The 21,582-nt window shown below is 67.7% G+C and carries 18 protein-coding genes; 12 read left to right on the plus strand and 6 right to left on the minus strand.

Features of this window, described 5'->3' with window-relative positions; translation table 11 throughout:
• Positions 1-117 precede the first annotated feature (117 nt).
• Entirely contained in the window at positions 118-2,433 is a 2,316-nt protein-coding gene (uvrB, locus tag ACU5AP_RS05050) for an excinuclease ABC subunit UvrB (protein ID WP_223850610.1), read from the minus strand.
• A gap of 396 nt (positions 2,434-2,829) precedes the next feature.
• Here uvrB and ACU5AP_RS05055 point away from each other — a divergent pair, with 396 nt between their 5' ends.
• The 6 genes from ACU5AP_RS05055 (at position 2,830) to ACU5AP_RS05080 (ending at position 11,691) form a co-directional block, all read left to right on the plus strand.
• Positions 2,830-5,829, plus strand: a complete 3,000-nt coding sequence (locus ACU5AP_RS05055; RefSeq protein ID WP_128718762.1) for a TonB-dependent receptor plug domain-containing protein — start codon at positions 2,830-2,832, stop codon at positions 5,827-5,829.
• A 120-nt stretch (positions 5,830-5,949) separates the two neighbouring features.
• Positions 5,950-7,086, plus strand: coding sequence for a beta-ketoacyl-ACP synthase III (locus tag ACU5AP_RS05060; RefSeq protein ID WP_128718761.1), 1,137 nt, complete (start codon positions 5,950-5,952; stop codon positions 7,084-7,086).
• On the plus strand, positions 7,026-7,766 hold the full coding sequence (locus tag ACU5AP_RS05065; RefSeq protein WP_128718760.1) for an iron-containing redox enzyme family protein: 741 nt from the start codon (positions 7,026-7,028) through the stop codon (positions 7,764-7,766). Before ACU5AP_RS05060 ends, ACU5AP_RS05065 begins: the two co-directional genes overlap by 61 nt.
• A complete protein-coding gene (locus ACU5AP_RS05070) occupies positions 7,763-8,692 on the plus strand; it encodes a DUF6999 family protein (RefSeq protein WP_003166096.1) in 930 nt (309 codons plus the stop codon). Before ACU5AP_RS05065 ends, ACU5AP_RS05070 begins: the two co-directional genes overlap by 4 nt.
• 61 nt (positions 8,693-8,753) lie before the next feature.
• Complete coding sequence (locus tag ACU5AP_RS05075) at positions 8,754-10,013, plus strand: dicarboxylate/amino acid:cation symporter (protein ID WP_128720650.1); 1,260 nt, start codon at positions 8,754-8,756, stop codon at positions 10,011-10,013.
• A 70-nt stretch (positions 10,014-10,083) separates the two neighbouring features.
• Complete coding sequence (locus tag ACU5AP_RS05080) at positions 10,084-11,691, plus strand: hypothetical protein (RefSeq protein ID WP_128718759.1); 1,608 nt, start codon at positions 10,084-10,086, stop codon at positions 11,689-11,691.
• Between the two features lie 46 nt (positions 11,692-11,737).
• On the opposite strand, the gene ACU5AP_RS05085 is transcribed toward ACU5AP_RS05080, so the two are convergent.
• The 4 genes from ACU5AP_RS05085 to ACU5AP_RS05100 form a co-directional block, all read right to left on the minus strand.
• Positions 11,738-11,947, minus strand: coding sequence for a hypothetical protein (locus ACU5AP_RS05085; protein ID WP_040346158.1), 210 nt, complete (start codon positions 11,945-11,947; stop codon positions 11,738-11,740).
• A gap of 225 nt (positions 11,948-12,172) precedes the next feature.
• Positions 12,173-14,803, minus strand: a complete 2,631-nt coding sequence (locus tag ACU5AP_RS05090) for a M14 family metallopeptidase (protein WP_128718758.1) — start codon at positions 14,801-14,803, stop codon at positions 12,173-12,175.
• Positions 14,804-15,038: 235 nt separating this feature from the next.
• Positions 15,039-15,401: a hypothetical protein gene (locus ACU5AP_RS05095; RefSeq protein ID WP_446680875.1), complete on the minus strand. Its 363-nt coding sequence runs from the start codon at positions 15,399-15,401 to the stop codon at positions 15,039-15,041.
• Positions 15,402-15,409: 8 nt separating this feature from the next.
• Positions 15,410-15,895: an SRPBCC domain-containing protein gene (locus ACU5AP_RS05100; protein WP_088410436.1), complete on the minus strand. Its 486-nt coding sequence runs from the start codon at positions 15,893-15,895 to the stop codon at positions 15,410-15,412.
• 52 nt (positions 15,896-15,947) lie between these two features.
• Between ACU5AP_RS05100 and ACU5AP_RS05105 the strand changes: the two genes are divergently transcribed.
• The 6 genes from ACU5AP_RS05105 (at position 15,948) to ACU5AP_RS05130 (ending at position 20,002) form a co-directional block, all read left to right on the plus strand.
• On the plus strand, positions 15,948-16,283 hold the full coding sequence (locus ACU5AP_RS05105) for an ArsR/SmtB family transcription factor (RefSeq protein WP_076223593.1): 336 nt from the start codon (positions 15,948-15,950) through the stop codon (positions 16,281-16,283).
• Between the two features lie 118 nt (positions 16,284-16,401).
• Positions 16,402-16,701, plus strand: coding sequence for a PadR family transcriptional regulator (locus ACU5AP_RS05110; protein ID WP_046652788.1), 300 nt, complete (start codon positions 16,402-16,404; stop codon positions 16,699-16,701).
• A 20-nt stretch (positions 16,702-16,721) separates the two neighbouring features.
• On the plus strand, positions 16,722-17,849 hold the full coding sequence (locus tag ACU5AP_RS05115; RefSeq protein WP_440229541.1) for a hypothetical protein: 1,128 nt from the start codon (positions 16,722-16,724) through the stop codon (positions 17,847-17,849).
• A gap of 72 nt (positions 17,850-17,921) precedes the next feature.
• The gene (locus ACU5AP_RS05120) at positions 17,922-19,028 is read left to right on the plus strand and encodes a bifunctional transcriptional activator/DNA repair enzyme AdaA (RefSeq protein ID WP_446680876.1); all 1,107 of its coding nucleotides are present in this window, start codon (positions 17,922-17,924) and stop codon (positions 19,026-19,028) included.
• The gene (locus ACU5AP_RS05125) at positions 19,009-19,560 is read left to right on the plus strand and encodes a methylated-DNA--[protein]-cysteine S-methyltransferase (protein ID WP_446680877.1); all 552 of its coding nucleotides are present in this window, start codon (positions 19,009-19,011) and stop codon (positions 19,558-19,560) included. Before ACU5AP_RS05120 ends, ACU5AP_RS05125 begins: the two co-directional genes overlap by 20 nt.
• Before the next feature lie 40 nt (positions 19,561-19,600).
• Positions 19,601-20,002, plus strand: coding sequence for a host attachment family protein (locus ACU5AP_RS05130; protein WP_223850887.1), 402 nt, complete (start codon positions 19,601-19,603; stop codon positions 20,000-20,002).
• A gap of 34 nt (positions 20,003-20,036) precedes the next feature.
• On the opposite strand, the gene ilvA is transcribed toward ACU5AP_RS05130, so the two are convergent.
• Positions 20,037-21,554: a threonine ammonia-lyase, biosynthetic gene (gene ilvA / locus ACU5AP_RS05135; protein ID WP_446680878.1), complete on the minus strand. Its 1,518-nt coding sequence runs from the start codon at positions 21,552-21,554 to the stop codon at positions 20,037-20,039.
• Positions 21,555-21,582 lie beyond the last annotated feature (28 nt).

A 21,582-nucleotide genomic window follows, 5' to 3' on the forward strand; every position in this document is an offset into this window, starting at 1 on the left:
GAGGTCGGATGAGGGGTTTCTGGACGGTGATGAAGGTTGCGAAATCCACCCGCAGCGAGACCCCTCATCCGTCGGCCTTCGGCCGCCACCTTCTCCCGCAAGGGGAGAAGGGAAGGTTTACCGCCCCTTTCTGAACGCCTCCGCCTTTTCGGCCGCCGCCTCTTTCCGCCAACGTTTCGGCGCTGACTTGTCGACCTCTTCCCCCGCGCCCGTCAGCGCTTCGTTGGCGAATTCGAGGTCGAGGAGCTTCATCTTCTTGATTTCGTCGCGCAGGCGGGCGGCTTCCTCGAACTCGAGGTTGGCGGCGGCGTCGCGCATGCGGCCTTCCAGATCCTTGAGGGCGGCCTGGAAGTTGGAGCCGACGAAGGGCTTGGCCTCCTCGGCGACGCCGGGGCGGGTCAGGCGGTCCAGGTCGCGGGACTCATAGGGGCTCTCGAGGATCTCCTTGATGTCGCGCTTGACCGTCTCGGGCGTGATGCCGTGTTCGAGGTTGTAGGCCTGCTGCTTCTCGCGGCGGCGGTCGGTCTCGGCGATGGCGCGCTCCATCGAGCCGGTCATGCGGTCGGCGTAGAGGATGACGCGGCCGTCGACGTTGCGCGCGGCGCGGCCGATAGTCTGGATCAGGGAGGTCTCGGAGCGCAGGAAGCCCTCCTTGTCCGCGTCGAGGATGGCGACCAGGCCGCACTCGGGGATGTCGAGGCCCTCGCGCAGCAGGTTGATGCCGATCAGGCAGTCGAACGAGCCCAGGCGCAGGTCGCGCAGGATCTCGATCCGCTCCAGCGTGTCGACGTCGGAGTGCATGTAGCGGACGCGCACTCCCTGTTCGTGCATGTATTCGGTCAGGTCCTCGGCCATCTTCTTGGTCAGGGTGGTGACCAGGGAGCGGTAGCCGGCGCGGCTGGTCGCCTTCACCTCGTCGATGACGTCGTCGACCTGGTTGCGGGTGGAGCCGGAGACGGGGCGGATCTCGACCGGGGGGTCGATCAGGCCGGTGGGGCGGATGACTTGTTCGGTGAAGACGCCGCCGGTCTTGTCCAGCTCCCAGGCGCCGGGGGTGGCCGAGACGAAGACGGTCTGGGGCCGCATGGCGTCCCATTCCTCGAACTTCAGCGGGCGGTTGTCGATGGCGGAGGGGAGGCGGAAGCCGTATTCGGCCAAGGTCGACTTGCGGCGGTAGTCGCCGCGGAACATGGCGCCGATCTGGCCGACGGTGACGTGGCTCTCGTCGACGAACAGCAGGGCGTTGTCGGGGATGTATTCGAAGAAGGTCGGCGGCGGCTCGCCGGGCGCGCGGCCGGTCAGCCAGCGGCTGTAGTTCTCGATGCCGGCGCAGGAGCCGGTGGCCTCCATCATCTCAAGATCGAAGCGGGTGCGTTGTTCGAGGCGCTGGGCCTCCAGCAGCTTGCCGTTCTCGACCATCCAGTCGAGCGTCTCCTTCAGCTCGGCCTTGATGCCGTTGACGGCCTGATTCAGCGTCGGGCGCGGGGTGACGTAGTGGCTGGCGGCGTAGACGGTGACCTCGTCCAGCGCATTGGTCTTCTTGCCGGTCAGGGGATCGAACTCGTCGATGGCCTCGATCTCGTCGCCGAACAGGCTGATGCGCCAGGCGCGGTCCTCGAGGTGGACGGGGAAGATCTCCAGCGTGTCGCCGCGCTTGCGGAACATGCCGCGCTCGAAATGGACATCGTTGCGCTTGTACTGCAGGGCGATCAGGTCGGCTCGCAGCTTGGCCTCGTCGATCTGGTCCCCGACCTTCAGGTTGAAGGTCATGGCGGTATAGGTCTCGACCGAGCCGATGCCGTAGATGCAGCTGACCGAGGCGACGACGATGACGTCGTCCCGCTCCAGAATCGCACGGGTGGCGGCGTGGCGCATCCGGTCGATCTGCTCGTTAATCGAGCTGTCCTTCTCGATGTAGGTGTCGGTGCGCGGGACGTAGGCCTCGGGCTGGTAGTAGTCGTAGTAGCTGACGAAATACTCGACCGCATTGTCGGGGAAGAAGGCCTTGAACTCGGAATAGAGCTGGGCCGCCAGCGTCTTGTTGTGGGCCAGGATCAGGGCCGGGCGCTGGGTCTGTTCGATCACCTTGGCCATGGTGAAGGTCTTGCCCGAACCGGTGACGCCCAGCAGCACCTGTTCGCGATCGCCCTCGTCCGCCTGGGCCACAAGCTCGGCGATGGCCGAGGGCTGATCCCCAGCGGGCTGGTATTTCGTCTCCAGCCGGAAGGGGACGCGCTTCTTGTTCGTCGGCCGGTCGGGGCGGTGAGGCACCCAGTCGGCGGGGGCGGCGGGCGCCTCCTCCGGCGTCAGGCGCGGGCCGTTCACGGGCGCGAACATCGGCGCGCGGCCGTGGTCGAAGGCGACCGGCGCCTCGGCCATGCCGGGATTGGGCGTGTGAACGGGCTTGGTCGGTTTCGCGGGAGAACGGGCCATGAACATCAAGGTAATGCGCGCGCGTGCAAGGCGCTAGGCCCGGCGGGGGCGGGACGGGGCCAGAATCCGCCAGCGCGCCACCACAGGTTGAACTTACCTGCGCCACAGTCACGCTTGTATGTCGCCGCAAATGAGGCGAATTCGACTTATTGAAAACATATTTGAGCAAAATGTGGTCGAAAAGGACGAAATAACGGTCCGAACTCGGCCTTTGCGCGTCAAAAATGCCTCATAATTTCCCCTAACAATGATTTTTTGAAAGAAATTGGTTGATGCTGTGACGACCCAGCCATAGCCATTGCAACAGCCAAGAAGCGTAATGACGAACATTGGTTTTCAGCGTCGTTCACAGAACGACGTGATGTTCAGTAACGATTAACAGGTACACAGAGGCTTATGCGCACTCGTAAAGACTACCTGCTGGGCACGACGATGGCGGCTGGAGCCGCCGCACTGTCGATGGCCATGCTTATTCCGGGGACGGCGCTTGCTCAAAGCGCTTCGAATACTGACCAGGAAGCGACCCAGGTCGACGAAATCGTCGTCGTCGGCTCGCGTATCCGTCGCGACAACTATAACGCGCCTTCGCCCACGCAGGTTGTGACGCGCGAAGAAGCGACGCTGCAAGGCTTCGCCTCGACGACGGAAGCTCTGCAGAGCACGGCCGTCACGGGCGGTTCCGCCCAGATCAATAACTCTTACGGCGGCTACGTCACCAACGGCGGCCCCGGCGCCAACACCATCGGTCTGCGCGGCATGGGCCCGAGCCGCACCCTGGTGCTGCTGAACGGCCGTCGCGTCTCGCCCGCCGGTTCGCGCGGCTCGGTCGGCTCGGCCGACCTGAACGTGCTGCCGACCGCCATGATCGACCGCGTCGAAGTCCTGCGGGACGGCGCTTCGTCGGTCTACGGTTCGGACGCCGTGGCCGGCGTGGTCAACATCCAGACCCGCAAGAATTTCGAAGGCCTGGTCTTCGAAGCCCAGCGCAACGAGCCGCTGGAAGCCAACGGCAACGGCGGCTCGACCCGTCTGTCGCTGACGGCCGGCGCCCGTGGCGACCGCTGGCGCGCCGCCGGCTCGATCGAGCGCTATGAGCGCGACGAGTTGACCCTGCGCGACCGTGAATTCACGCGCTGCCAGACCGACGGCCGTCGCCTCGGTCGCGACTTCATCGACCCGCTGACCGGCGAGTCCAAGTGCTACCCGATCACGAGCACCGGCTCGAACGGTTCGTCGATCAACACGATCGGCGTCGGCGTCGACGGCGGGCTGGACGATGACGGCAACCGTGTCTTCAACGGCGTGGCGGGCACCCCTGCCGCAGGCGCCCCCAACGTCCTGTTCAACCGCTTCCGTCCGAACTCGGGCGTGACCGGCGACATGGCCGGCTATGAAGGCGTCGGCGGTACGGGCGTAAACGTCAACGTGCGCGACACCTTTGACGACCGCATGCTGAACCGTTCGCTGATCTCGCCGGTCGAGATCACCACCATCTACGGCGAAGGCGGCTACCAGCTGAACGCCCTGGGCAACGCCGAAGTCTATGGCGAATTCCTGCTGAACCAGCGCAAGTCGTCGCAGACGGGCTACCGTCAGCTGGCGCTTGACTACGCCAAGGGCAGCCCGCTGATTCCCTCGGACCTGTCCTTCAGCACCTTCTCGGGCGATCAGGGCCTGAACAAGGACGCCGACATCGGCGTTCGCGCCTTCATCGGCTTCGGCAACGACACGTCGACGCAAGAGCAGCGTTTCAACCGCAACGTCGTCGGCATCAAGGGTGACTTCTTCATCCCGGAATGGCGCTATGACCTGGCGGCCAGCTACTCCAAGTCGCGTTCGGAATACACCAGCCAGCAGTTCCTGACGAACCGCCTGATTGAAAGCCTGGATGTTGTTCCGAATGGCGCTGGCGGTTTCCAGTGCCGTGAACTGGCGTCGAACCCCGGGTGCGTCGCCGCGCCGAAGCTGAGCTCGCAAGTTATCGGCGGCGTGCTGCCGAAGGCCTGGACCGACTACGTCTTCCGTCCGGTCAAGGGCGTGACGGAGTATGAAGAGAAGATCGTCAGCCTCGGCATCGACGGTCCGCTGTTCGACCTGCCGGCCGGCAAGGTCATGGGCTTCTTCGGCGCCGAATGGCGTGATGCGGAGATCGACGACACGCCGGGTCTCGATTCGCAGCTGGGCAACACCTACAACTACTCGACCTCGGCCATTACCCGCGGTTCGGACTCGGTGTGGGAAGTCTTCGGCGAAATCGAAGCGCCGCTGCTGCGTGATCAGCCGTTCGCCAAGGAACTGACGCTGAACGCTTCGTTCCGCTACACGGACTATGACTCCTACGGCGACGACACGACCTACAAGGTGGGTCTGGTCTATCAGCCGATCGACATGCTGACGTTCCGCGCTACCTACGGCACCTCGTATCGCGCTCCGGCGCTGTTCGAGCAGTTCGTAGGCGCGACCTCGGGCTTCCAGGCCGCTGGTTTCGACCCCTGCAGCGAAGTTGATCCGGACTCGGCTACGCCGACCCTGATCGCCAACTGCGCGGCTGATGGCGTGTCGGCTGACTTCCAGCAGAAGTCGAGCGTCGCAGTCATCACCAAGGGCGGCGCCGAAGCCGGTCTTGAGGCCGAAACCTCGACCAACCTGACCGTCGGTCTGGTTCTGCGTCCGACCCTGCCGGAAGGCTGGGGCGACTTCGCTTTCGCTGTCGACTACTACGAGATCGAAGTGAAGAACGGCGTGGCCCAATACGGCGCCGCCAACATTCTGGAGCGTTGCTACAACTCGACCCCGGCTGAGTTCGCGGCTGACGTGGGCTTCTGCTCGCTCGTGTCGCGCGACGCCGGAGACAAGCGCCTGACGGTCGAGAACGGCTACGTCAACCTGGCGACCGACATCGTCAAGGGCTTGGACTACACTGCGCGTTATCGCAAAGACGTCGGTCCGGGATCGGTTCTGTTCAATCTTGCTGTTACTCAATACACGGAGATCTCGAGCAAGCTGTTCGCCGAAGATCCTCTGCAGGAGTATAAGGGCCGGTTGAACAACCCAGAGTTCACCGGCACGGCTGACCTGTCTTATGCTTGGGACAAGTGGCGCGTGCGTTATGGCGTCGAGTGGGTTCAGGGCATGGACGACTACGGCTACCGTCGTATCAAGGATCCGGCTGCTAGCCAGTACGATCTGGAAGTCGATGACTACTACCTGCACAACGCCTCGGTTCAGTACACGGGCGAAGGCTGGACGGTCACGGCTGGGGTTCGCAACCTGCTGAACGAAGACCCGCCGACGATCTCGTCGGGCTATAACAACCGGGTCGGCAACGCCCCGCTGTACTCGGGCTACGACTACCTGGGCCGGACGGCCTTCGTGAACCTCACGAAGTCCTTCTAAGGTCTGACCTGATTTCAGGTTGAGGAGAGGGCGGCGGACTTCGGTTCGCCGCCCTTTCTGCTTTTGAAACGGCAGTTTCCGGGTTGTGCGAAGCAGGGCGGGTCGCCAAGGTCCGCAACCATGAGTGAGCTTCGCGACGTCTTCATCACCGGGACCGGCGCCGTTCTGCCCGGCGAGCGGATCGGCAATGATCGGATGGAGGACTTCATCGGCCGCATCGGCGGGCGGGCGTCCGCCGTCGGGCGGCGCGCCCTGCGCTGGAACGGGATCGAGGGGCGGCACTACGCCCTGGATGCTGAGGGCGAGCCGCTGCATTCCAACGCCTCCATGTGCGCGGACGCCGTGCGGGCGGCGCTGGATGAGGCGGGGTTGAGCCTGGGCGACCTTGAGCATCTGGGCGCGGCGGCGACGCAGGGCGACTATCTGGTGCCCGGTCACGCCAGCGCGGTTCAGGCGGAACTGGGCGCGGGGCCGTTGGAAGCGTTCAGCTATCAATCGGTCTGCGCCAGCGCCCTGATGGCGGCCAAGGGGGCGTGGCTGAGCGTGCGTGCGGGCGAGGCGGAGGTGGCCGCGGCCTGTGCAGGGGAGTTTTCATCCCGCTGGTTCCGGCCCGCCTTCTATGAGGGCACGGCGCTGGTGGACGAGAAGGGGCGGGCGCGGATCGAGGCGGACTTCCTGCGTTTCACCCTGTCGGACGGGGCGGGCGCCGTGGTGATGGAGCCGAGGCCCAAGCCCGAGGGTCTGAGCCTGAAGGTCGAGTGGATCGACATGACCTCCCTGGCCGGGCGCTTCGATCCCTGCATGTGGGCCGGATCGACGCCGGAAGCGCGCGCCGACATGACCAGCGCCTGGAGCCACGCAGGCCCTGTGGCCGCGCATGCGGCGGGGGCGGTGGCCCTGTTGCAGGACTTCGACCTGCTGAAGATCGTCATTCGCGCCTGGATCGGCGTCTGGCTGGAGAAGGTAGACGCCGGGCGGATCGTGCCGGATCAGGTCGATCATCTGTTGTGCCACTACTCCGCGCGGTCGCTGCGCGAGGAGATCGTCGGCCTGCTGGAAAGCACGGCGGCCATGATCCCGGAGGAGAAGTGGTTCACGACGTTGGCCGACAGCGGCAATGTCGGCTCGGCGTCGATCTGGGTCATGCTGGACGCCTTCCTGAAGTCGGGACGCGGAAAGCGCGGAGACAGGGTGCTGTGCATCGTGCCCGAGAGCGGGCGGGCGATGATCGGCTTCATGATGCTGGAGATTGTGTGATGGCGGAACTTGAGGCCGAGGCGGCGGTGGCCGATTGCTTGCGTAAGCTGGCGGTGGTCTTCGCCGATTTCGAGCAGCGCCTGGAGGCGACCCCGCTGATCCGCAAGCTGACGCGCGGGCGGTTCGAGATCGCCGACTACCACGCCTTCCTGATCAATCTGCGCCAGCAGGTGAAGGACGGGGCGCTGTGGATGAGCCGGGCGGCATCCAACATCGGCGAAGACCATCTGGAGTTGCGCTCGACCCTGATGCGCCATGCGGTGACGGAGCATCGGGACTTCCGTCTGCTGGAGGCCGACTTTGTGGCGGCGGGCGGGGCGCTGGAGGACATCCAGTCGGCGCCGAAGAACGTGGGGTCCGAGGCCCTGTCAGCCTGGATGTTCCATGAGGCGTCCAAGCCCGATCCGTTCGGCCTGCTGGGCGCCATGTTCATTATCGAGGGGCTGGGCTCGATCAAGGCGCGGCCCTGGGGCCTGAAGGTGCAGGAGCGGCTGGCCCTGCCCGACGAGGCGGTGCGCTTCCTGCTGTATCACGGCGACAACGACGCCGAGCACATGAAGGAGTTCGAGGAGATGCTGGGCATGGTGCTGCCCGATCCCTTCATCGCCGAACGCATCGTCACCACGGCCAGGGTGACGGCGCGACTCTACGCCCTGCAGATCGAGGAGATCGCGGCGTGAGGTACTACAAGCCGGGGGAGGATCCGTTCGACCCCGCGCGGTTCGATCCCAAGGATCCCGACCCGTGGATGGCGCTGTATCTGGACCACAGCCTGCCGATCGACGACGGGGCGAAGCGCGATCTGTTGCTGGGGGCGCGGTCGCGGTCGCGGCGCTGGCTGTTCCCGGTGGCGCGGCCGTTGGTGTTCCTGTTCTTCTGTCTGGTGAAGGTGCTGCGGGTCATCTCGCCGAAATATCCGAACCTGAACGGCCTGCTGCACAAGACCATCCACTGGGGCCTGCGGACCTTTGTGACGCCCGAGGGCAATCGGGTGATCCTGCGGCACTTCCACGTCGGGTCCGAGCTGACCGCCTTCGTGCGCGAGAACGCGGGCGTGGGCGACAAGGTGACGAAGTGGCCGCTGACGCCGACGCGGCTGAAGGACATCGAGCCGGACCTGTTCCTTCAGCACGACCTGAACATCTTCAACTTCGTCATCGAGATGAACGCCGCCCTGCGCGCCGAGGGGCGGGAGCTGACGCCCCCCGAGCGGATCGACTTCTCCATGATCTCGGACGAATTCCCTCCGTTCGAGGAGTTTCCGCGCAAATGGCACAACTTCGTCGACGTGCAGACGGCGGTGGAGTTCTACACCCCCATCTACGCCCTGATGCTGCCGCGCGACGACTTCGTGCGGGCGTCCAGTTCGCTGCAGCTGGACGAGGTGATGGCCATCTATATCGCCCGCATTCTGGGGACGAGCTACCACATGGCCTTCGTCAAGAACGGCCATCCGCTGGTGGCGTTGTCGACGCTGCAGGCGGGCTATCGGTTGATGATGCACGGGCTGGATTCAGAGGCCATGCACGGCTGGCTGCGGGTGATGAAGGCGCGCCAGGCGGCGGGCCTGCCGCTGGACCCGGCCAACTCGGGCGCGCCGAAGTAGGGCGCGGAGCCTACGGCGTTTTCCGCTGGCGCGCGGCGCGGCGGCTGCTAGCGTGGCGGTCATGAAATCGGCGCGCTCCTTTCTGACCTCTCTCAGCACGCTTGTGCTGCTGTCGCTTGTGCTGGGCCTGCTGGCCGGGGCGGCGGCGCAGGCCTGGGGCCTGCCGGGCGGCCACGTGACGGCGGACTTCATCCAGGCGCTGGGCCAGCTGTGGCTGAATGCGCTGAGGATGACGATCATCCCGCTGGTGTTCAGCCTGCTGGTGACGGGCATCGCCTCCATCGCCGATGCGGCGCGGACCGGGCGGCTGGCGCTGAAGGCGGTGTCGTGGTTCGGCGGGCTGATCGTCTTCGCGACCATCTACGCCGTCGCGGCGGCCTATGGACTGCACGCCGTCTGGCCCATCGACCCGGAGGGAGCGCGCCTGCTGCTGGCGATCAAGCCGGAAGGCGCAGAGGGCCTGGGCGCGGGCGCGCCGTTCAGCGAGTTCCTGAAGACCATCGCCCCGGCCAATCCGATCCGCGCGGCGGCCGAGGACGCCATTCTGGGCATGGTGGTGTTCGCGGTCTTCTTCGGCTTTGCGGCGTCGGGCCTGCCGGAGCGGCTGCGGGTTCCCCTGATCACCTTCTTCGAGGCGGTGGGCGAGACGATGATCGTCATCGTCCGCTGGGTGCTGAAGGCGGCGCCGCTGGGCGTCTTCGCCCTGTCGATCGGGGTGGGGCTGACGGCGGGGGCCAGCGCGGCGGGGGTTCTGCTGCACTATGTGGCGCTGATCTCGCTCGCCTGCATCGGCATCGGCCTGATCTTCTATCCGCTGGCGGTCCTCTTCGGTCGGGTGTCGCTGGGCCGGTTCGCGCGGGCGGCGGCGCCGGCGCAGGTGGTGGCCTTCTCGACCCAGTCGTCGCTGGCCAGCCTGCCGGTCATGGTCGAGCGGGCGGTCGACGAACTGGGCGTCAAGCGGTCGACGGCGGGACTGGTCCTGCCGCTGGCGGTGGCGGTGTTCCGCATCACCAGCCCGGTCGCCAACCTGGGCGTCGCCATCTATTGCGCCCATCTGTTCGGACTGGAGCCTTCGGCGGGGCAGTTGCTGGCCGCCATGCTGACGGCGGTGCTGATCTCGATCGGCACGGTGGGCCTGCCGGGTCAGGCCAGCTTCTTCGCCTCCATCGCCCCGATCTGCATCGCCATGGGCGTGCCGCTGGAGCTACTGCCCCTGCTGCTGGCGGTCGAGGTCGTGCCTGACATCTTCCGCACCTTGGGCAACGTCACCGCCGACCTGGCCGTGGTCCGCATCGTCCAGGGCGGGGAGGTCGAAACTTAAGACTGAACGTCGGTTGACGAGGCGGGCGCGCCGAGGCCAAGCTTCCCCACGGGGCGTAAGGGAAGCGACCATGAGCAAGACGATTCTGCGCGCGGCCGCCGCGATGGCGACGGTCGCAGCCATGACGTGCGGCGCAGCGGCGCCCGCCCAGGCCCAGCAGGCGGCGACGGTCGAGGCGCGCTCGGCACCCGGCGGAGTGGCCGTGACCTGGCGCCTGGCCGAGCCGACGACGCGCGTGGCGTTTCTCAATCAGAACATCGTCCGCACCGAGTGGACTATGACGACGCCAGGCCTGACCTTGACGGATGGGGCGGTCGAGGGCGAGGCGCCGTTCCAGTCCTTCGAGATCCTGATCAGGCCCGATACGACCGAGCGCGACCGCGGCTACCTTGCCCTGGCGCAGATCGGATCGGGCAGCATCCTGTACGGACCCGCCGTGGCGTTGCGGGGCATGGACGCCGAGCTGACCGCGCGCCCGGCGGCGGGCGAGACGGCCTTGCCGATGTCGAAGGCGGAGAAGGGCTCTGTCTATCTCGGCCCTCAAAGCCAGGTCGAGACCTATCCAGGCGCCAAGCTGGCGATCGGCGAGACCGTATCGCCGACCTTGGCTGGGATCATGCGCGACGGCTTCTTCGCGGCCCAAGCCTTCTTCGGCGCGCGGCTGGGACGGGATCTGCCGTATGAGCCGGTGCTGCTGGTGACGACCGACAGTCCGGGGCCGGTGGATTTCCGTGGCGACGTGAGCGACAGCGGCGTCATCTCGACCCGGTTTCACGGGGCGGCCTGGGACGAACCGCCAGCGCACGTGGCGGCCGGCCTGGCGACCTTCGTCTGGCATGAGACCTTTCATCTGTGGAACGGACATCGGCTGGAGAACCGGGACGGCGAGGCCGCGCCCTGGCTGCATGAGGGCGCGGCTGAATACGGCGCCTGGGCGGCGGCGGTCTCCACCGGCGCGGTGACGGAGATGGCGGCGCATGAGGCCCTGTCGCAACGGTTGAACGGGTGCCGCAAGGCCTTGGGCGACCGCGATTACGACCCGGCGCGGCTGCGCTCGGGGTCGGCGGTCTATGATTGCGGGACGGTGGTGCAGTGGCTGGCCGATCTAGAGACCCGTCATGCGTCGTCAGGCGCGCGGGATGTCTTCGACCTGTGGAAGGAGGTCTTGGATCAGGGCATGGCGGGCGACGGTTACGGCGTCGCCGAGTTCCGCGCCCGGCCTGAGGGCGAACGCGCGGTCGCCCTGCTGATGGATGGTCCAGGAGCGACGCGCTGGGACGGCGTCGCCGCGCGGCTGGCGGCGCTGGGCGTCACCCTGGAGGAAAAGCCTTCGCCGGACGAGTATCGCGCGGCGGCCCTGTTCCACCTGAACGGCGAGAATTGCACCGGGGGGAGCACAGGCTTCTATCGGACGGAGAAGGGCGTGCGGCTGGATACGGGCGACAAGTGCGGCGTCCTGTCGGGCGATCCCTTGCTGGCGAAGGTCGAGGGTCATGATCCGATGACGGACGCAACGGCCATGTTCTTCGCCGTCCAAGCGCGCTGCGCGGCCGCCTCGCCTGTGCGCTACAGCACGCAGGAGGGGCGGGTGGTCGAGGCGAAGTGCGACAGGCCTTTGGTCGCTCCCCGGGCTTGGAGCGTTACGGCCGCCCCGCCGCTGGCGACGCGAATCCAGTGACTGGTCGCGCGACGCTGGAGGGAGAGTCTGGCGAGGGCGGCGCGGCTCACTCCTCCATCGCCTCGAACATGGCTTCGGCTTCGTCGAAGGTGTCGTAGTCGAGGCGTTCGGGCGGGCGCAGGATGACGAAGCGGCTGAGGACGGGCGCGTCCGGCTCGCGGCGGCGATCCCACTGCCAGAAGCTGCGGTCGATCCGGCTTTGCAGCAGAGTCCAGTCGCCGTCGTCGGCGGGCGGGCGCGGCGTGTGGATGGTCATGCGTGGTCAGCTCCCCTGCTGGCGGATGCAGCAAAGCCTGTGCGGGCGCGGGTTGTCAAAGCCGGCGTGCTGTTCCTTCTCCCCTTGTGGGAGAAGGTGGCCGAACGGAGTGAGGTCGGATGAGGGGTTGCGAGACCTCAGCCTCGGCCTCTCGTCAAACCTCCAACAGACCCCTCATCCGTCCGGCTTCGCCGTCCACCTTCTCCCACAAGGGGAGAAGGGATGTCAGTTCCCCTTCGTCCCCGAGGTATGCGCCGGGCCGCGGAAGACGGCGTTGAGGAACAAAGGCTTCAGCCCTTCCAGGAAGGCGCGCATGGTTACGTCCTGGGTGAAGGCGACGACCTGGCCGCGACCGACTTCGGAGGCCATGGCGACGGGCTTGTAGGCCAGCTGGCGGCGGTTCTCGGCCCACAGCTGGCCGGACGCCAGCACCTGATCCGGTCCGGCCAGACGCACGACGTTGGTTCCCTGGTCGCGGGCCAGCGGAGTGTAGATGTCCGAGCCGCGCACCATGACGCTGAGGGTCGGGGCGACGCCCGCGCCCAGCCAGTGTTCGTTGTCGACCACGGCGCTGGCCAGGACGCCGGCGACCGGATCGGGCGCGCCGCCGTGGTGGCCGGTCAGGGCCAGGTATTCGGCGTCGGTGGCGATCTCGCTGCCGCCGTCCTTCTTGTCTTTGTCGCCGTCGCCGGAGACGGCGTTTTCGCGGCGGCTTTCCAGCAGCTTGGAATCGGGGTCGGTCAGCAGGCGGCTGGCCGAGCCGACGCCGATCAGGACGCCGCCCGCCTGGACCCAGGCGCGCAGGTTGGCGACGCCGCTCTCGCCGAGGATCTGCTCATAGTTTCCGCCCGACGGCAGGATCAGCACCTGGTAGCGGGACAGGTCGGCGTTCGCCAGGCGGCGGGTGCGGACGGCCGTGACGGGCCAGCCGTATTCGCGCTCCAGCACATGGCGGATGGAGCCGGCGGATTCCGGCTCGGTCGGGTCGTCCCAGGCCATGGCGACGCGCGGGGCGGCGATGACGGTCGCCTTGTCCGAGCCGACGCTGGGGCCGCTGGAGACCCAGGAGGTGGCCAGGGGCGTCACTTGGGCGCCGCTGCCGGCGGCCAGACGGCGGACGCGTTCGTCGAGGTCGGCGGGCGACCCGGCGCGCGGCACGATGAAGGTTCCGCCCGGATAGGCGCGGCCGTCCAGGGTGAAGGGCTCCTCGACCGAGCGGACCGGCAGCTTGTCCGTCAGGGCGGCGGTGAGGAAGCGCATTCCCGCCGTGCCCGGATGGATGGCGTAGCCGTAGGCCGCGTCGCCGGACGCCACGGCGGCGGGACGGATCAGTTCAGGGCCGACGGCGGCCGTCTGCACCGACGGAGCGCCGGTGCAGCGCTGGCTCGGCACGTTGAACAGTAGCGGCAGGGACCAGCCGGTCAGGTCGTAGATCTCATCGCCCAGGCCGCGCGCGCGGCGGGCCTCCTGTTCGGCCAGGAATTTGGGGTCCAGCGGCACGTCCTTGGCCAGCAGGGTCTCGGCCATGCGGCGCTGGGGCTGGGACAGGTTCACCACGTAGTCGCCCGCCTGATAATTCTGGCCGCAGGCGGAGAAGGCGGCGGTGGCGCGTCCGACTTCCAGTCCCGAACGGACCAGCAGGCCCGCCAGCTTGTCGGCGGCGGCCGGATCGGCGGCGGCGGAGCGCGACAGGACATAGGCGCCGCGTCCGCCCGAAATCCCGTCGCGGTGGAAGGCGTAGAAGTCGCTGAGCAGCTTCTCGCGGTCGCGGGCGGCGGTCTCGATGGTCGACAGGGTGGCGGTCAGATGGCCCTTGACCGTGTCGGCGTAGGTCAGCATCTCGCCCGACGAGCGGCGCGCCAGCAGACCGCGCGACGAGCCCTGCTCATAGGTCATGGAGACGGCGCCGAAATAGGCGGGCCAGCCGTCGCCGTAGCCGGGATAGAAGGCGTCGAAGGTCTCGCGCGTGAAATAGTCCAGCCCGGCCTGGTCGAAGCGCCCGGCGGTGTTGCGGCCGAACCGCTCGCGCGCGTCCAGGATCGGCGGATAGATCCACGGGTTCAGCGGCTGGGCCTCGGGCGGGAAGAAGAAGCTGGAGTCGGTGCCCATCTCGTGGGAATCGACCACCACCTGCGGCCGCCATTCGCGGATGAGGGCCGAATGGCCTTGCGTCTCGGGCTGGGACTGGATGAACCAGTCGCGGTTCAGGTCGAACAGATTGTGGTTGAAGCGGCCGGACGGCCACGGCTCGGCCCGCTCGGCCGACAGGGGATCGCCGTTGGGCTGGGCGCCCAGACCGGCTTCGAAGCTGTTAATGAAGCGCTCGCGCCCGTCGGGGTTCTGGGTCGGGACGAAGACGACCACGACGTTCTCCAGCCAGCCCTGCGCCTCGGCGTCGAGGCTGTCGGTCAGGCGGCGCGCGGCGATCAGGGCGGCGTCGGCGGGGCTGATCTCATTGCCGTGGACGGAATAGGCCATCCAGACGATGGCCGGGGTGTCGTTGATCAGGGCGCGAGCCTGCTCGGGCGAGGTCTTGCGCGGATCGGCCAGGGCGTTGGTCGCGGCCTTGATGGCGTCTAGCCGGGCGATGTTGCGCGGCGAGCCGACGGCGGCCCAGAACAGGGGGCGGCCTTCCCACGACTGGGCGTAGTCGCCCATGACCATGCGGTCGGGATTGGCGGTCCGCAGCGCCTCGAAATAGCGGCGCACGTCGGCCGAGCGGGTGATGCGCTCGCCGCTGTCGTGGCCGACGACGGCCAGAAGTTCGGGCGGATTCTGTTGCGCCAGGGCGGGCGCGGCGCCCAGGGCCAGGCTGAGCGCCAGCAGAGAACAGGCGGCGCGGCGACGATACGGCATGAGAATACTCCCCCTACGGAACGCCGACCTTAACCGTGGAGCCGAGGCGAAGGGAAGCGGCGTCGCGCCGTCATTTCTTTGGGTTTCGAGCCGGAACGCGACGGAGATCAGGTTGGGGGGCTTGGGTCAGGAAGAAATGGATGGAAAGCGCACGCCGTCGCGATCGCCGGGAGGCCTTTTCGCCGCCGATAGCAGGTGCGCGCCTTGTGGCGAACGGGTCGATGTCCTGAAGAGGTCACCAGGCGTCGGGTTCGCGGACCATGTGCACGATGTTGGCGGGGTTCAGGATCCAGCCGCCGCGAAACGCCTCGCCCAGCGGTTCGATCAGGTCGCAGCGTACGGCGCCGCCGTCCTCCAGCCGTCGCAGGGCGGCGCTGTGGTCCGGGGAGAACAGTTCGAGCCAGACCTCGGCCTGGGTCATGGTGTCCGAGGCATCGATCCAGAGCTGGTTCGGGCCGAGCTTGAAGCCGATTGCGGGCGCTTTCTCGTCGATGCTCTCTAGTCCGACCACGTCGCGATAGAAGGCGACCACGGCCTGATGCTGGTGGCCAGGCACCTTCATGGCGATGTTGACGCCGCCTTCTATCTTGATGGTCATGGGGAGGCTCACTTCCGGTTGTCGCTGGTGGGAAGGGCGCCGCGCAACTCGGAGGGATAGAAGCCCTCGCGCAGGTTGATGCCGTATTCGAGCCAGGCCTTCATCGCCGACAGCATGGCCGCCCAGCCTTCGCAGTTGGCGAAGGAGGCCTTCTTCCCCGCCGCGTCGTCGGCCCATCCAGACTCGGCGATGGTGACGAAGGTCGAGCCGTCGTCCAGCGGCTCGAACTCCATGACGATGCGGGTCTTGAAGGCGGGCTGTCCGTCAGCCGTGTCCGCATCCCAGCGCAGCACGATGCGCTGATCGGGCGTGACCTCCTCGACGTCCACGGGAACGGAGCCCCACCAGATGACGACAGCCCCTGGCGTCAACGGCGCGCTGGCGCCGCCCAGGGTGGTGAAATAGCGGCTCAGCTTGTTCGGGTTGACCACTGCGTCGAACACCTCGTGAGGCGGCTTGGCGATGCGCCCCGAAACCGTGAAACCCAAGGACATGTTCGAACCCTTCGTGCTTGCAGGAGGTCAGTTTATGTTATAAAAAAATAACATGTCAAACGAGACAGAAGATGATCGTGTTTTCAAGGCGTTGGCCCATGCTCGTCGTCGGCAGATGCTGGACTGCCTGAAGGAAGGCCCGGTCACCACCGGCGGATTGTGCGAGCGTTTCGACGACATGGACCGCTGCACCGTGATGCAGCATCTGAAGGTGCTGGAAGGCGCGGGTCTGGTGGTGGCGCGAAGGGAGGGGCGCGAGCGGTGGAACCACCTCGACGCCCTGCCGATCAAACGCATTCATGACCGCTGGATCAGCGAATACGCTGGTCACGCCCTGTCTTTGATCGACCGGCTGAAGCACGACCTGGAAGGCGCCAAGCGGTCCTGACGCAAATCAGATAGCGAAGGTTGTTGACAGTCTCATACAGTATGTCGCATACACTGTGTGTCACACACTATGTGACGGCAGGTGAGGCGGCGACGTGGATCGGGAATTGTTCGAGACGATGCGGCTGGAGCTGCGGCGCGGGACGCTGGTCCTGGCGGTGCTCGCCTGCCTGCGGACCGAACGCTACGGCTACACCCTGCGGCAGGCGCTGGCGGCGGACGGGCTGGAGATGGAGGAATCCACCCTCTACCCCCTGCTGCGGCGGCTGGAGGGGCAGGGGCTGCTGACCAGCGAATGGCGCGAGGAGGAGAAGCGAAAGAAGCGTTTCTACGTCCTGTCGCCGGGGGGCGAGGCCATGCTGGCCGCCCTGACCGAGGAATGGCGCGGCATCAACGCCTCGCTGGAACGGATTCTCTAAAAGGGATGGGAGTGGGCGCGATGGACATCATCGAACGCTATCTGGAGGCCGTGGCCGCGCAGCTGCCGACCGAGGACCGCGAGGACATCGTCGCCGAACTACGCGACCTGATCCTGAGCCGCGTCGAGGCGCGCGAGGAGGAGCTGGGCCGGGCGCTGAACGACGAGGAGAAGGAGGCGATCCTGCACGAGATCGGCCACCCGCTGATCGTCGCCGCCCGCTATCGCAAGGGGCCGGACAGCCTGATCGGCCCGGAGCTGTTCCCCTATTGGCTGTTCGGGGCCAAGGCCGGGCTGATCGTCATTGCGGCGGTTCAGGCGCTGGGGCTGCTGATCAGCGTGCTGGGCGCGCCGGCCGATTTCGGGCGGGCGATCAGCCAGGCCTTCCACGGCTTCTTCTCCGGAGCGCTGACCCTGCTAGGGGCGCTGACGCTGGCCGGGGCGATTATGGAGCATTACGACATCAAGCCGACCTGGCTGACGAAATGGCGGGTGCGCGACCTGTCGGCCTTCGGCCTGGCGGATCCGGCGAAGTGGGGCGCGTCCCTGTCGGGGTCTGAGAAGGCCAAGGCCGAATGGTTGCCGAAGGGCGCGCGCGTCTGGGGCGTGACGGCGAACGACAAGCCGGGGCTGGAGGCGCTGGCCTCCCTGATCGTCGGGGGCGTCTTCGTGATGTGGTGGATCGGCGTGATCCGCTTTCCGGGCCTGGGCGAGTTCTCCTTGAGAAGCGGCGCGGTGGGGATCGAGGCGGCGCCGGTGTGGGCGGCCCTCTACGGCCCCATCCTGGCCCTGGCCGTCGGCGGCATGGCGGTGGACGCGGTCAGCCTGATCCGCGGGCGCGAAGGGCGGTTGACCTGGCTGCTGAAGATCCCGCTGGCGGGCGCGGCGCTGTGGGTGCTGTGGCGGCTGTTCGATGCGGGGTGGTGGCTCACCCTGACCCAGGGCGCGGCGAGCGCCCGCGTCGAGGGCGGGGCGACGAACATCAATCTGGACGCCCTGCGCGCGGTGAGCGAGGCCGGTCGTGACCTGGATGGCACGGCCCTGACGCTGGGCACGGTGCTGACCTGGGTGTTCGCGGTGATGGCGATCAGCTTGGTCGTCAATATCGCGACCTATGTCTGGCGGCTCGCGACGACGCGCGAAGGGTGAGCCGTTGAGCTGCGGCGCCGTCATGTCCGAAAACCGCGAGACAGGGCGGCGCGGCGAGCGCATGTTGCGGGTATGGAAAACGCCCGCGACATGCTGGATCAGGATGCCTGCTACCGGGCCGTCCTGACGCGCGACCCGCGCTTCGACGGGCGCTTCTTCACCTGTGTGAAGTCCACCGGGATCTATTGTCGCCCGGTCTGTCCGGCGCGGACGCCCAAGCGCGAGAACATGCGCTTCGTCGCCAGCGCGGCGGCGGCCGAGGAGGCCGGGTTTCGCGCCTGCCTGCGCTGTCGGCCGGAGACCGCGCCCGACATGGGCGCGTGGCGCGGGACGTCCAACACCGTCAGCCGGGCGCTGAACCTGATCGAGGCGGGGGCTCTGGATGAAGGCGACGTCGACGCCCTGGCCGCGCGGCTAGGGGTGGGCGAGCGGCACCTGCGCCGTCTGTTCCGCCAGCACCTGGGCGCCGCCCCGGTCAGCGTGGCCCAGACGCGCCGCGTCCTGCTGGCCAAGGCCCTGATCCACCAAACCGATCTGCCGATGGCCGAGGTCGCCATGGCGTCCGGCTTCGGCAGCGTGCGGCGCTTCAATGAGACGTTTCAGGCCCTGTATGGACGGCCGCCGTCGGCGCTGCGGGCGCGGGCCGAGCGGCCGTGGGATGGAGGCGTGCGGCTGAGCCTGCCCTATCGCCCGCCCTATGAGGTTGAGGCCATGCTGGCGGCGTTGAAGGCGAACGGCGAGACGGTCGAGGGCGGGGTCTGGCGCCGCGTTCTGGCCCCGGCGACGGACGGGGCGGCGGGCGAGGTCTCGGCCCGGTTCGAGGCGAGCGACCGGCTGGCGGTGACGGCGGCGCTGGATGATCTGAAGGCCCTGCCGGGGGTGCTGGCGCGGGTGCGGCGGCTGTTCGACCTGTCGGCCGATCCCGAGGCGATCCGCCGCGACCTGTCGGCGGACCCTGTGCTGGCGCCGCTGGTGAAGGCGCGGCCGGGGCTGCGCCTGCCGGGTGTCTGGAGCGATGAGGCGGCCGACATGGCCAGCGATCGGCTTGAGGACGAACGGCTGGCGGGGCGGGCCGAGCAATGGCGGCCCTGGCGGGCCTATGGCGTGCTGCACCTGCGCGAGGCGGGGATCGACGGCATGACGATCATGGAGAACGACGATGAAAAAGACGCAGCCTGAGACCTTCACCCTGGACCGCATCGCCACGCCGGTCGGCGAGGTGCTGCTGGTCACGGACGCGGACGGCGCCGTGCGCGCCTTCGACTTCACCGACTATGAGGCGCGGATGATGAAGCTGTTGGCCCGCCACTATGGCGAGGCGCAGCTGACGCCGGGGCGGGCGCCCGAAGCCGTGCGGAGCGCCATTATCGCCTATTTCGACGGCGATCTGACGGCGTTGGACGGCCTCGCCGTGAAGACGGGCGGCACGGAGTTCCAGCGCGCGGTCTGGGCGGCGCTGCGGACCATTCCGGCGGGACGGACCTGGAGCTACGGCCAACTGGCTCACGCCATCGGCAAGCCCGCCGCCGTGCGCGCCGTGGGCCTGGCCAACGGCGCCAATCCGATCGGCGTCATCGTACCCTGCCACCGGGTCGTCGGGGCTGATGGAACCCTGACCGGCTATGCGGGCGGGCTGGAGCGCAAGCGGTGGCTGCTGGCGCACGAAGCGTCGCAGGAGGGAACGGTGCAAGGGGCGTTTGCGCTAGACTGACAGCGCCCTCCCTTTCGGCGCTCATTTCGGGAGTCTGATGATGAACCTGCCCAACGGGGCCCTGGTCGCCGTCGCCGACGGCGAGAAGCTGAGCCTGTTCCGCAACACCGGCCACAACCTCGACATCCAGCTCAAGCCGATGGCGACGCCCGAGATCCCCGAACGCCTGTCCGGCGCGCCGGGCCGCCGTTCCAGCGACGCCAACCCCGACAACGACACCCAGGCCGAGGACGGCTTCGCCATGGGCGTGGCCGAGGCGCTGAACCACATGGCCCTGACCAACAAGATCGAGGCCCTGGCCGTCGTCGCCGCGCCCAAGACCCTGGGCCAGCTGCGCAAGCATTGGCACAAGACGCTGGAGCAGCGCCTGGTCGGCGAGATCGCCAAGGATCTGGCCGGCCGCCCCGCCGAGGAAATCGCAGAGGCGATCAGCCGGGCGTAGGCGCGGGGTCAAGCGCGAGAGTGACGGGGACGGTTTAGGCCGCCCCGTCCAGAAACAGGCGGCAGGCCGGGTTGTCGGTCTCGTCGACGTAGGGGTAGCCCAGTTCGTCCAGCGCCGCGCTGAGGGCCGCCTGTTGATCCGGCGGGACGCTGACCCCCGCCAGCACCCGGCCCGCGTCGTCGCCGTGGTTGCGATAGTGGAACAGGGTCAGGGCCCAGGCGGGCTGCAGGCTGTTGAGGAAGCGCAGGAAGGCGCCCGGCCGTTCGGGGAATTCGAAGCGCAGCAGACGCTCGTGCGGCAGGCCGATGGTGCGGCCGCCGACCATGTGGCGGACGTGCAGCTTGGCGGTCTCATTGTCGCTCATGTCCACGACGGAATAGCCGTCGGCGGTCAGGCGCCTGAGCAGGCTTTCGCGCTCGGCGGCGCCGTCGCGCAGGGCTACGCCGACGAAGATCTGGGCCATGCCGTCGCCGGACCAGCGGTAGTTGAATTCCGTGATCGAGCGGCCGTCGAGGCTGCGCAGGAAGCGGTGATAGTCCTCGCGCCGGTCAGGCATGGCCACGGCGAACAGCGCCTCGGCGCCCTCGCCGATCTCGGCCCGTTCGGCGACGTGGCGCAGGCGGTCGAAGTTGACGTTGGCGCCCGAGTTGATCGCCACCAACGCTCCCGATCCGGGATGGCGCGCGGCCCAGGCCTTGAGCCCGGCGAGGGCCACGGCGCCCGACGGCTCGGCCACGGCGCGCAGGTCGTCGAAGATGTCCTTGACCGCGGCGCAGATGGCGTCCGTGTCCACCAGCACGATCTCGTCCAGCAGGTCGCGGCACAGGCGGAAGGTCTCGGACCCGGCGCGGCGCACCGCCACCCCGTCGGCGAACAGGCCGACCTGATCCAGATCGACCACGCGCCCGGCCTCGATGGCGCTCTTCATCGTCGGGGCCTCGGCGGGTTCGACGCCGATCAGCCGCGTCTCGGGCCGCAAGAAACGGACGATGGCCGCCACCCCCGCCGCCAGCCCGCCGCCGCCGATGGGGATGAAGACGGCGTCTATCGGGTCAGGGTGCTGGCGCAGGATCTCCAGCCCGACCGTGCCCTGTCCCGCGATGACGTCGGGGTCGTCGAAGGGGTGGACGAAGGCGGCGCCGGTCTGTTTCTCCAGCGCGCGGGCATGGGCGTAGGCGTCGTCGAAGCTTTCGCCGTGCAGCACCACCTGGCCGCCCAGGCCCTGAACCGCCGCCACCTTGATGCCCGGCGTGGTGGTCGGCATGACGATGGTCGCCGCCGCTCCGCGTTTGGCCGCCGCCAGCGCCACCCCCTGCGCGTGATTGCCCGCCGAGGCGCAGATGACGCCGCGCGCCAGCTCGGCCTCGCTCAGGGCCGCGATCCGGTTGTAGGCGCCCCGGATCTTGAACGAGAAGACCGGCTGCAGATCCTCGCGCTTCAGCAGGGCGGGGCGCCCGATCCGCGCCGACAGTCGCTTCAGCGGATCGAGCGGGGTCTCTTCGGCCACGTCATAGACGCGGGCGGTCAGGATGCGGCGGACAGTATCTTGCACGATGATCTCGGTCAGGCGGCGCAGGGGA

Source organism: Brevundimonas sp. RM1, assembly GCF_052907225.1.

Coding starts and splice junctions, on each gene's coding strand:
- ACU5AP_RS05055 (WP_128718762.1), top strand. CDS start 2,830: ATGCGCACTCGTAAAGACTACCTGCTGGGCACGACGATGGCGGCTGGA.
- ACU5AP_RS05105 (WP_076223593.1), top strand. CDS start 15,948: ATGTCAAACGAGACAGAAGATGATCGTGTTTTCAAGGCGTTGGCCCAT.
- ACU5AP_RS05110 (WP_046652788.1), top strand. CDS start 16,402: ATGCGGCTGGAGCTGCGGCGCGGGACGCTGGTCCTGGCGGTGCTCGCC.
- ACU5AP_RS05090 (WP_128718758.1), bottom strand. CDS start 14,803: ATGCCGTATCGTCGCCGCGCCGCCTGTTCTCTGCTGGCGCTCAGCCTG.
- ACU5AP_RS05115 (WP_440229541.1), top strand. CDS start 16,722: ATGGACATCATCGAACGCTATCTGGAGGCCGTGGCCGCGCAGCTGCCG.
- ACU5AP_RS05060 (WP_128718761.1), top strand. CDS start 5,950: ATGAGTGAGCTTCGCGACGTCTTCATCACCGGGACCGGCGCCGTTCTG.
- ACU5AP_RS05080 (WP_128718759.1), top strand. CDS start 10,084: ATGAGCAAGACGATTCTGCGCGCGGCCGCCGCGATGGCGACGGTCGCA.
- uvrB (WP_223850610.1), bottom strand. CDS start 2,433: ATGGCCCGTTCTCCCGCGAAACCGACCAAGCCCGTTCACACGCCCAAT.
- ACU5AP_RS05125 (WP_446680877.1), top strand. CDS start 19,009: ATGAAAAAGACGCAGCCTGAGACCTTCACCCTGGACCGCATCGCCACG.
- ACU5AP_RS05130 (WP_223850887.1), top strand. CDS start 19,601: ATGAACCTGCCCAACGGGGCCCTGGTCGCCGTCGCCGACGGCGAGAAG.
- ACU5AP_RS05120 (WP_446680876.1), top strand. CDS start 17,922: ATGGAAAACGCCCGCGACATGCTGGATCAGGATGCCTGCTACCGGGCC.
- ACU5AP_RS05075 (WP_128720650.1), top strand. CDS start 8,754: ATGAAATCGGCGCGCTCCTTTCTGACCTCTCTCAGCACGCTTGTGCTG.
- ACU5AP_RS05085 (WP_040346158.1), bottom strand. CDS start 11,947: ATGACCATCCACACGCCGCGCCCGCCCGCCGACGACGGCGACTGGACT.
- ACU5AP_RS05095 (WP_446680875.1), bottom strand. CDS start 15,401: ATGACCATCAAGATAGAAGGCGGCGTCAACATCGCCATGAAGGTGCCT.
- ACU5AP_RS05100 (WP_088410436.1), bottom strand. CDS start 15,895: ATGTCCTTGGGTTTCACGGTTTCGGGGCGCATCGCCAAGCCGCCTCAC.